The sequence below is a fragment of the Pseudomonas sp. GW821-FHT02B10 genome, assembly GCF_059421865.1.
Genome location: NZ_JBWKVU010000013.1, coordinates 190,838 through 199,891, shown reverse-complemented (window position 1 = coordinate 199,891; position 9,054 = coordinate 190,838). Strand labels below are relative to the sequence as shown.

The 9,054-nt window shown below is 65.5% G+C and carries 10 protein-coding genes; 2 read left to right on the top strand and 8 right to left on the bottom strand.

Features of this window, described 5'->3' with window-relative positions; translation table 11 throughout:
- The 3 genes from AC07VU_RS24865 to AC07VU_RS24855 form a co-directional block, all read right to left on the bottom strand.
- A partial coding sequence (locus AC07VU_RS24865) for a thiolase family protein (RefSeq protein WP_495030667.1) occupies window positions 1-212 on the bottom strand: 212 nt, incomplete at its 3' end.
- A gap of 14 nt (window positions 213-226) precedes the next feature.
- Entirely contained in the window at window positions 227-886 is a 660-nt protein-coding gene (locus tag AC07VU_RS24860; RefSeq protein ID WP_009043191.1) for a CoA transferase subunit B, read from the bottom strand.
- 32 nt (window positions 887-918) lie between these two features.
- Entirely contained in the window at window positions 919-1,617 is a 699-nt protein-coding gene (locus AC07VU_RS24855; RefSeq protein ID WP_007920583.1) for a CoA transferase subunit A, read from the bottom strand.
- A gap of 158 nt (window positions 1,618-1,775) precedes the next feature.
- Here AC07VU_RS24855 and AC07VU_RS24850 point away from each other — a divergent pair, with 158 nt between their 5' ends.
- A complete protein-coding gene (locus tag AC07VU_RS24850) occupies window positions 1,776-2,681 on the top strand; it encodes a LysR family transcriptional regulator (RefSeq protein WP_101337456.1) in 906 nt (301 codons plus the stop codon).
- Here the strand turns inward: AC07VU_RS24850 and AC07VU_RS24845 are convergent.
- The 3 genes from AC07VU_RS24845 to AC07VU_RS24835 form a co-directional block, all read right to left on the bottom strand.
- The gene (locus AC07VU_RS24845; RefSeq protein WP_274306349.1) at window positions 2,678-3,517 is read right to left on the bottom strand and encodes an NAD-dependent protein deacetylase; all 840 of its coding nucleotides are present in this window, start codon (window positions 3,515-3,517) and stop codon (window positions 2,678-2,680) included. The genes AC07VU_RS24850 and AC07VU_RS24845 overlap by 4 nt on opposite strands.
- 130 nt (window positions 3,518-3,647) lie before the next feature.
- Window positions 3,648-5,873 carry an LTA synthase family protein gene (locus AC07VU_RS24840; protein ID WP_274306350.1) on the bottom strand — a complete coding sequence of 742 codons (2,226 nt, stop codon included), beginning with the start codon at window positions 5,871-5,873 and terminating at the stop codon, window positions 3,648-3,650.
- 221 nt (window positions 5,874-6,094) lie between these two features.
- A complete protein-coding gene (locus AC07VU_RS24835) occupies window positions 6,095-7,171 on the bottom strand; it encodes an AbrB family transcriptional regulator (RefSeq protein ID WP_495030666.1) in 1,077 nt (358 codons plus the stop codon).
- Window positions 7,172-7,299: 128 nt separating this feature from the next.
- On the opposite strand from AC07VU_RS24835, the gene AC07VU_RS24830 reads away from it, so the two are divergent.
- Complete coding sequence (locus AC07VU_RS24830; protein ID WP_277588387.1) at window positions 7,300-8,202, top strand: LysR family transcriptional regulator; 903 nt, start codon at window positions 7,300-7,302, stop codon at window positions 8,200-8,202.
- Between the two features lie 111 nt (window positions 8,203-8,313).
- On the opposite strand, the gene AC07VU_RS24825 is transcribed toward AC07VU_RS24830, so the two are convergent.
- Window positions 8,314-8,574 carry a type II toxin-antitoxin system RelE/ParE family toxin gene (locus tag AC07VU_RS24825; protein ID WP_495030672.1) on the bottom strand — a complete coding sequence of 87 codons (261 nt, stop codon included), beginning with the start codon at window positions 8,572-8,574 and terminating at the stop codon, window positions 8,314-8,316.
- Between the two features lie 64 nt (window positions 8,575-8,638).
- A complete protein-coding gene (locus tag AC07VU_RS24820) occupies window positions 8,639-8,869 on the bottom strand; it encodes a ribbon-helix-helix domain-containing protein (protein ID WP_053260615.1) in 231 nt (76 codons plus the stop codon).
- Window positions 8,870-9,054 lie beyond the last annotated feature (185 nt).

Sequence of the window (9,054 nt, the reverse complement as noted above, 5' to 3'; positions counted from 1 at the left end):
ATCGCGGCCTGGCGCGCGGGGTTCTGCCCGGCGCCGGCGGTGAGCACCTGGCCCATGATCACTTCATCGACCTGGGCACCGTCCAGGCCGGTCTGGGCCAGCAACTGGCGGATCACCGCGGCCCCCAGGTCGACCGCGGGAATGGTTGCCAGCGAACCCTGGAAACTGCCGACCGCGGTGCGGGTGGCGGCAACGATTACGACGTCTTGCATGGTCTGGTTGCTCCTCAGGCGAACTGCATTTCAGGCACGTGGGCCGGCACGATCAGCTTGCCGGCGGTCTTGCCGACGATTTCCTCGACGCTCACGCCCGGGGCGCGCTCCTTGAGGATGAACGCGCCGTTCTCGATCTCCAGGTAAGCCAGGTCGGTCAGCACGCGCTTGATGCAGTTGGCGCCGGTCAGCGGCAGGCTGCAGCGCGACAGCAGTTTCGACTCGCCGTCTTTCGAGGCGTGGGTCATGGTGACGATGATGTTGTCCGCGCCGGCCACCAGGTCCATGGCGCCGCCCATGCCCTTGACCAGCTTGCCGGGGATCATCCACGAGGCGATGTTGCCCTGCACGTCGACCTCGAAGGCGCCGAGCACGGTGAGGTCGATATGGCCGCCACGGATCATCGCGAAGGATTCGGCGGAAGAGAAAATCGACGCGCCGATGCGCGCGGTGACGGTCTGCTTGCCGGCGTTGATCATGTCCGCGTCGACTTCGTCGTCGGTGGGGAAGGCGCCCATGCCGAGCAGGCCGTTTTCCGATTGCAGCATCACTTCCATGCCGTCGGGGATGTAGTTGGCCACCAGGGTCGGGATGCCGATGCCGAGGTTCACGTAGAAGCCGTCCTGCAGTTCGCGGGCGACGCGTTGAGCCATTTGTTCGCGGGTAAGAGCCATTTTTTATTCTCCGTCAGTCGTTGGGCGGGCGATTACTTGCGCACGGTGCGCTGTTCGATGCGTTTTTCGAACGTGCCGCAAATGATCCGGTCGACGTAGATGCCGGGGGTGTGGATCTGCGTCGGGTCCAGCTCGCCCGGCTCGACGATCTCTTCGACCTCGACCACGGTGATCTTGCCGGCGGTGGCGGCCAGCGGGTTGAAGTTCTGCGCGGTGTGGCGGTAGACCACGTTGCCGAAGTGGTCGGCTTTCCAGCCTTTGACGATGGCGAAGTCGCCGGTGATGGACTCTTCCATCAGGTAGGCGCGGCCATTGAATTCACGGGTTTCCTTGCCGTCGGCGACCGGGGTGCCGACGCCGGTGGCGGTGAAGAAGGCCGGGATGCCGGCGCCACCGGCGCGCATTTTCTCGGCCAGGGTGCCTTGCGGGGTCAGCACCACTTCGATTTCGCCGCTCAGCAGTTGCTTCTCGAACAGGGCGTTTTCACCGACGTAGGAGGCCACCACCTTGCTGATCTGCCGGTCTTCCAGGAGCACGCCGAGGCCGAAGCCGTCGACGCCGCAGTTGTTGGAGACCACGGTCAGGTCGCGGGTGCCGCGACGCTTGATCTCGGCGATCAGGTTTTCCGGAATGCCGCACAGGCCGAAGCCGCCGGAGATCACGGTCATGCCGTCCTTGAGACCTTCGAGGGCTTCCTCGTAGGACGCTACGCGCTTGTCGAAACCTGCCATCTGCACATCCTCTTGTTATTGGTGTTTGCGTTGCCAGCCGGCTGGCTGGCCGTATGAAGAGAGTGAGCCGCAGTGTTGCGCCAGGGGATTGATTTGTTAAGTTGATTTTTAAGGTTGATTGATAGATAAAACTCAACAGTCGATCCCGAGGGCAGAGCATGACCGTCAAACAGATCCGCGCCTTCCTGGCGGTGGCCCAGAGCCTGAGTTTCGCCGTGGCCTGCGAGCGCCTGCACCTGTCGCAGTCGGCCCTGAGCCTGACCATCAAGGCTCTGGAGGACGGCCTCGGCGGGCGCCTGTTCAGCCGCAATACACGCAATGTCGCCCTGACCCCGGAAGGCGAGGCGCTGGTGCCCCTGGCGCGGCGTCTGATCGCCGACTGGGACAACGCCGAGGACGAACTGCGTCAGCGCTTCACCCTGCAGCGCGGGCGGGTGACCCTGGCGGCCATGCCGTCCTTTGCCGGCAACCTGCTGCCGCCGATTCTCAAGACCTTTCGCGCGCGTTACCCGCAGGTCAACGTCACGGTCAACGACGTGATCAACGAGCAGGTACTGGAGATGGTCCGCGACCGCCAGGTGGAATTGGGGGTGGCCTTCGAGCCGCAGCAAAGTGCGTCGCTGCAATTCACCCCGCTGTACATCGACCGCTTCGTCGCCGTGGTGCCCAGCGATTCCCCCCTGGCCGACCTGAAGGACATCGACTGGCAATCGCTGCTGGAACAGCCCTTCATTACCCTGCAACGGCCGTCCACGGTGCGGGTGATGCTTGAAGAGCACCTGCGGGCACGGGAGATGAAACTGCCGGTGGAATTCGAAAGCCATCAACTGGCGACGGTGGGGCGCATGGTCGCCAGCGGCCTCGGTGTGAGCGCGGTGCCGGCCCTGTGCGCCGGACAGATGCGCGAGCTGGGCGCGCGCTGCATCACCCTGCGCGACCCGGTGGTGGAACGCGCCATCGGCGTGCTGACCAACCCCGGGCATGAACTGTCCAGCGCGGCCCAGGCGCTGTTCGACATTCTGCGCGGGGCCGGTCTGGCCGAGCGCCTGTCGGGGGTTGCCTAGGAGGTCAGGCGCTCGGCCAGCAGCGGCAACAGTTGCTCGCAGGAGGCGGCGATCTTCAGGTCCAGCAGCTCGTCGGCGCGGGTCTTGCCGAAGTTGATGGCGATCAGCGGCTTGCCCTGGTCGGCCATGACCTTGCACAGGCGAAAGGCCGAATAGGCCATCAGCGACGAGCCCACCACCAGCAGGCCGGCGGCCTGCTCGATGCTGTGCAGGGCCTTGGCCGCGGTGGCCTGGGCCATGTTTTCGCCGAAGAACACCACATCCGGTTTCAGCCGCTCGCCAGCGCAATGAGGGCAGCGGGGCACCTGGAAACGTTCTTCGAACACCGGGTCGAGCAGGGTGTCGCCGTCGGGCGCCTGCACCGCGTCGACGCCGGCCAGGTAGGGATTGTGCAGTTCCAGCAATTGCTGGATCGCCTGTCGATCGCTGCGTTGGCGGCAATCCAGGCAGACCACCCGGTGCAGGTTGCCGTGCAGTTCGATCACGTCGCGGCTGCCGGCCTGGTCGTGCAGGGTGTCGACGTTCTGGGTGATCAAGCCGGCGATTTTCTGCCGCGCCTGTAAATGCGCCAGGGCCTCGTGGGCCGCGTTCGGCCGGGCCTGGCGGATCCGCGGCCAGCCGAGCATGGCCCGCGCCCAGTAGCGGCGCCGGGCCTTGGGTTCGGCCAGGAACTCCTGGTACATCATCGGTTGCTGGCCGCGCCGCACGCCGTCGTTGTCGCGGTAGTCGGGAATCCCCGAAGGGGTGCTGATGCCGGCGCCCGTGAGGACCATGAAGGGGCGCTCGGCCATCAGTCGCTGCAGCTGCTCCAGAGGGGTGTCCAGGGTGTCGGTCATGTGCGTCCTCGTACTCCGGCGGTGGCGCTGCGGACCGCAGCGAGGCCATACCTTGTGCCTGACCAGGAGTTTAGACAAGGGCGCGGGAACTGGACGGTCGTGCTGCCGCCCAGCGTCCCGGGGAGGCGACTCAGGAGGCGTGCGGGTTGTCGTCCTGGGGTTCTTCGCTGTCTTGCTCTTGCCCCGGCAGTTCGGTGATCACGCTGAAGTCACTGACTTCCACCGCGCCCAGGCCGTAGCCCAGCAGGTGGAAGGAGAAGGCCTTGCGCGATTCCGGGTTGGCGAAGCTGAAGTCCATTTCCAGCGGCTGGTCGGGGGTGACCAGCATCTCTTCCGGCAGGCCCAGGGCCACGTCCTGCTCGCGCTCCTTGCCCTTGAGCAGGATGTAGGCGTTCTGCTGTGGGTCGGCCGAGCGCACGGTGAAGCGCACGCGGGTCAGCGAGCCCTTGGGCATTTCCAGGTACTGCGCGCCGATCAGGTTGTCGGCCCAGTCATCCTTGATCTGCGCCTGCAGCGGGATGATCGCCGGGCTGCCGAACTGGTAGCGCAGGTTCAGCGGCGATTGCAGCAGGGTGCGGTCCAGGCCTTCAGCCCGGGCGCTGATCTGGCGCGCCCGCAGGCCGCCGTACTGGCCCTTGAAGGTGGCGCTGTCGGCGATGAAGCCGGTGCTTGAGTAGTAGCGGCAGCGCTGCTGGAAATCGCACTCGGTCAGGGTGCCCTGGCCATCGTGATAACGCAGCTTGCCGTTGGTGTAGGACATGATCTCCCGGCCCAGGGCGTAGTCGCGAAATAGCGAGCGACCGCTGAGGCTCTCCGGCACCTGGAAGCCGAAGTAGTCGAGCACCGAGGCGCTCAGGTCGACATGGCCGTAGGTCCCGGACTTGAGTTTGGGCAACTGCGCCTGCTCCGGGGCGAGCATCAGGTTGAAACCCCAGGACGAGGCCAGGCGTACGCCATCGATGCCGTGGGACTCGTCCGAGGTGATCACCACCAGGGTGTCCTTGAGCACGCCCTGGCGCTCCAGCTGGTCCATGAACTCACCGATGGCATCGTCCAGGTAGGCCACCGCGGCCTGCTTGGGTGTGTCGAAGCGGTTGAGGTAGTCCTCCGGCGCGGAGTAGGGCTGGTGGGTGCCGACGGTCAGCAGGGTGAGCATCCACGGCTGCTTCTGTTTTTTCAGCTGGCCGACATAGTCCAGCGCGCCTTCGAAGAAAGCCTTGTCGTCCTTGCCCCAGGGGAAGTCCAGGTAGTTGGCGTTGCTGAACCACTCCAGGCCGTGGGTCGAGTCGAAGCCGATGTGCGGCATGATCTTGTCTTTGGCCATGAAGCGCAGGCCGGCGCCTTGCAGGTAATGGGTGTTGAAACCCTGCTTGCGCAACTGCGCCGGCAGGCAGGCCTGGTTACGCTGGCTCTGGGTCAGCAGCTCGATGCCCTTGGGCGTACCGTTGTCGAGTTTGTCGTAGTCGCCGCAGAGCATGGCGTACAGGCCGCGGATGGTCTGGTGGCTGTGCAATACGTAGTCCGGGGTGTTCATGCCGCGTTCGGCCCAGGCGCTGAGCTTGGGCATCAGGTTGTCCTGGTAGCGGCTGTGCAGGGCCTCGCGGTTGGTCTTGATATAGGCCCCGGGTATGCCTTCCAGGGTGATCACCAGCACGTTGCGCGCCTGGCCCGGGGCGGCCAGCAGCGGCTCGCCGTCGAGGTCGAGCTGGGTCAGGCCGGCCATCTGCACCGGCAGCTCGGGCACATCGCCTTCCAGCCATTGTTCCAGCTGCACCTGGCCCTGGCCGGCGGCGGCCGCGAGCAACTGGTGCGGCAGGTTGAACAGGCGCCATTGATCGGCTTCGCTGGGGTTCAGGTATTGCACGCCGCCATGGGCCAGCCACAGCAGCGCCGGGGCGGTCCAGGCATGGCGCGGCAAGCGCGGGGCGCGGGTGCCGCGGGCCGCCCATTGCACGCCCAGCCACAACGCCAGCCCGGACAGCAGCGCCGCCGCCAGCCAGGGATGAGCCAGGCCGCCACCGGTGGAGTTGCCGACGAACTGCGGGTCGAACAGGTAATGCAGGTCGGAGGCATTGGGCAGGCGGCCCACGGCGCTGACCAGCTCGGCGCTGGCAATGCTCAGCAGGCTCCACACCAGCAGCACCGGCAGGGCCAGCCACCAGGGCCGGCGGTACAGCAGCAGGGTCAACAGGCCCGCGGTGCCCAGGTCGGAGAGATAGCCCAGGGGATCGGACCAGCCGAGCAGCGCGCGCGCCACCAGGGGCACGAGCAGCACCAGGCTCAGCAGTGCGCCGAGGGGGGCCAGGGGATGATGGAAAACACGCCGGATGAAATTCACGAAAAACCTGCCAGTCATTAAATCTTCACGCAAATGTGCGCCATGGTAACAACAGCCGGCGGCAAGACGTTTCTTATTCGAGAAGGAAATAAGCTCCCGGGTCGCTGGCGAAACGGCCCGGGGTGCTGCAGGACGGTGGCTTGAAGCCCGTATTCAGGCGCCTGGCGGCGGAGCCAGGGAAGGGCGGATAGCGCTTGGATTTACTATTTCAGAGTGTTTAAAGACGCGCGGCTCCAGGTTCAGCGCGACCACTTGATGATCAGCCGGGCGAAAAAAGCGCCGCTGACGATCACCGCGAACAGCCGCAGGGTCTGCATGGCCAGCACCAGGCCGACGTCGGAGTGGGTGTCCACCGCGATGATCGTCATGGCGTCCAGGCCGCCGGGGCTGGTGGCGAGGTAGACCGAGAGGAAATCCTTGTCCAGCCAGTGCGCCAGCAGCCAGGCCGACAGCGCGCAGAGGGCGATCAGCAGCACCGCGCCGAAGATCATCGCCGGCAGGCGGGTCCAGACGTAGCGCACGGTCGGCCGGTCGAAGCGCAGGCCGATGTAGCAGCCGATGGCGCCATAGGCCAGGGCCAGCAGCCAGCCGGGCAGGGTGATGTGCAGCAGCCCGGAGATCTGCAAGGCGCCGCCGATCAGCAGCGGTACCAGCAGGGCCCCGGCCGGCACCCGTGAGCCGAGCAGCACGCCGAGCACGATGGTGCCCAGGGTCAGGCCGAGGTTGAGCAGGGTGAAGGTCTGCAGGACCACCTCGGTGCTGTGGGCCTGGCTGCCGCCGGCCGGGACGCCGATCCAGTGGCCGGCCAGGGCGCCGATCATCACCACGCAGACCACTCGCACGTACTGCATGGTGGCCACCACCCGCGAGTCGGCGCCGAAGTCGTCGGCCATCGCGACCATGGCCGAGGCCGCCCCCGGCGCGGTGCCCCAGGCCGCAGTGCTGGGTGGCAGGCCGCCGAGGCGTACCAGCGCCAGGCCGACCAGGGCACTGAGGCAGACGGTGAGCACGGTGGCGAACAGCATCACATGCCAGGACTGGGCCATCGAGGCCAGCACGGCCATGGTCATGGAGTGGGCGGCCAGGACCCCGACCGAACCCTGGCCGAGGCGAAAGGCCTGGCGCGGCACGCGGATGCTGGCACCGCTGACGCCGAAACCGATGGCCACCAGCATCGGCCCGAGAAACTGCCCGGCGGGCACCTCGAAGTGGTTCAGCAACTGCCCGGCGCTGCCGGCGAGGATCAGCAGCGCCAGCCATTGCAGGACAAGGGGCCAGGCGGACAGGGACAAAGGCGAGGGACGAGGCAAGGGCATTCTCCAGCGCGCTGGCCGTTCCTGTTGCGGGACCGTTGCTACCAGCGCTTCGGAGCAAATTATTGATAGCGCAATTGATCAAGTCCAGTTTCTAATTGTGATCAACCAATAACTCTGGTTTATCGATTATGGACCTGCGCGACCTGACCTATTTCGAAACCATCGCCGAGCTCGGCCACCTCGGGCGCGCGGCGCAGAAGCTCAATCGCAGCCAGCCGGCGCTGACCAAGAGCATTCAGCGCCTGGAGGAGTCCTTTGGCACCAAGCTGTTCGAGCGTGACGGGCGGCGGATCAAGCTGACGGCGGTGGGCCAGTTGCTGCAACAGCGCGCTCGGCAGTTGCAGCAGAACATCGCCGAGACCCATCGCGAGGTGCGCGATTTTGCCAGTGGCGTGCTCGGCAATATCCGCCTGGGCTGTGCCGCCAGCATGGCCGAGCACTTGCTGCCGCAGATGACCGCAACGTTGCTGGAACGCGCCCCGGGCATCACTCTGAACCTGGTGATCGGCCAGGACGACGTGCTCCGCGAATCCCTGCGTTCGGGGCGCCTGGATATGGTGATCTGCCCGCTGTCCGAGGGTGACCCGCACCTGAGCCATCACACCCTGTTCGAAGACCAGGCCGTGGTGGTGGCCAGCCGCGACCATCCGGTGTTCGACACGCCGATGCGCCTGCAAGACCTGTGCGACTACCGTTGGGTACTGCCGGGAACCGGGGTCTCGGCCCGCCGCTGGATCGACAATGTGTTCCAGAGCCACCAGCTGCCACTACCGGCGGTGCAGATCGAGACCAACACCATTTCCCTGCTGCCGCGGCTGATCGCCAAGACCGGGCTGCTGAGCTTCCTGGCCCGGGAAACCCTGGACGACTTCAAGGGCATCGCCCACCTGCGGGAAGTGCCGCTGGCGCAAACCCGCATGCACCGCAGCATCGTGGTACTGGTGCGGACCGAAGGTTACCTGTCGCCGGCGGCCCAGCTGCTTTTGGATTTGCTCAAGCGCGATGGGCGGCAGTTCTTCACCGCGGGGTAAACGGCGCCTGGTAAGGGGCTACGCATGGCGTGCCTCCGTAGGAGCAGCCGGTCGACGCTCGATTGCTCGCGATAGCCGGCAAAGCCGGCGTAATTGAATGCTGCTGGTCGATCAGTGTGCGGGGCTTTGCGTCAGCGAGGCGGGAATGTCCCGCATGGCATGCAGGACGCGCCACGCGTCAATGGGGTCGTCGTGCCGGGCGTAGAACACCAGATAGGGATAGTGACTCAATGGCCAGTAGAGAAGCCCTGGCAAATCGAGCTCATGGGGGTAGCGAGAAAGGCCTGAGGCCGGATGCCGGGCGATATGCGCATAGGCGGCTTGCAGGTCGTCGATGAAGCCCAAGGTCGCCTGCTCGGCCTGTTGAGCCAGGTAGTCATCGATAGCATCTTCTACATCCTGATTGGCCAGGGTCTCGGAATGTCCTGCTGTGTCTTCATTCCTTGCGGACCCTGGCGCGTAGAGCGTCGAAGTAACAATCGCCCACAGGAGCGCCAGGCGCCGATTCAGCTCCTGCGAGCAGCAGGCCGCGCAGGTACTGTCGATCCTGATCCTTGCGGATCAGCTCCCGGACGTACTCGCTGCTGGTGCTGTAGCCCCGCTGGCTGACCTGATCGTCGACAAAGGCCTTGAGGGCTTCCGGCATGGAAATGTTCATGGTGCTCATGGTTTTGTCCACGCTTGGCAAAAATTGCCAAAGGTTACGCCTCCAGCCTCACCTTGCCAGCGAGGAACATCAGGGACATGCCGCCGATCCACGGCGCCACGCTGGGCTCCCACCGCAAGGGCCAACCACCAAGCTCGCGGCCAACCGATGCGGTCGTTAGCGTGCCGTTCGTAGTGCCGGTACAT

Bases quoted from the DNA above. Each gene is read 5' to 3' on its own strand.
- AC07VU_RS24850 (WP_101337456.1), top strand. From the start codon at position 1,776: ATGACCGTCAAACAGATCCGCGCCTTCCTGGCGGTGGCCCAGAGCCTG.
- AC07VU_RS24860 (WP_009043191.1), bottom strand. From the start codon at position 886: ATGGCTCTTACCCGCGAACAAATGGCTCAACGCGTCGCCCGCGAACTG.
- AC07VU_RS24840 (WP_274306350.1), bottom strand. From the start codon at position 5,873: ATGACTGGCAGGTTTTTCGTGAATTTCATCCGGCGTGTTTTCCATCAT.
- AC07VU_RS24820 (WP_053260615.1), bottom strand. From the start codon at position 8,869: ATGAGCACCATGAACATTTCCATGCCGGAAGCCCTCAAGGCCTTTGTC.
- AC07VU_RS24845 (WP_274306349.1), bottom strand. From the start codon at position 3,517: ATGACCGACACCCTGGACACCCCTCTGGAGCAGCTGCAGCGACTGATG.
- AC07VU_RS24830 (WP_277588387.1), top strand. From the start codon at position 7,300: ATGGACCTGCGCGACCTGACCTATTTCGAAACCATCGCCGAGCTCGGC.
- AC07VU_RS24835 (WP_495030666.1), bottom strand. From the start codon at position 7,171: ATGCCCTTGCCTCGTCCCTCGCCTTTGTCCCTGTCCGCCTGGCCCCTT.
- AC07VU_RS24855 (WP_007920583.1), bottom strand. From the start codon at position 1,617: ATGGCAGGTTTCGACAAGCGCGTAGCGTCCTACGAGGAAGCCCTCGAA.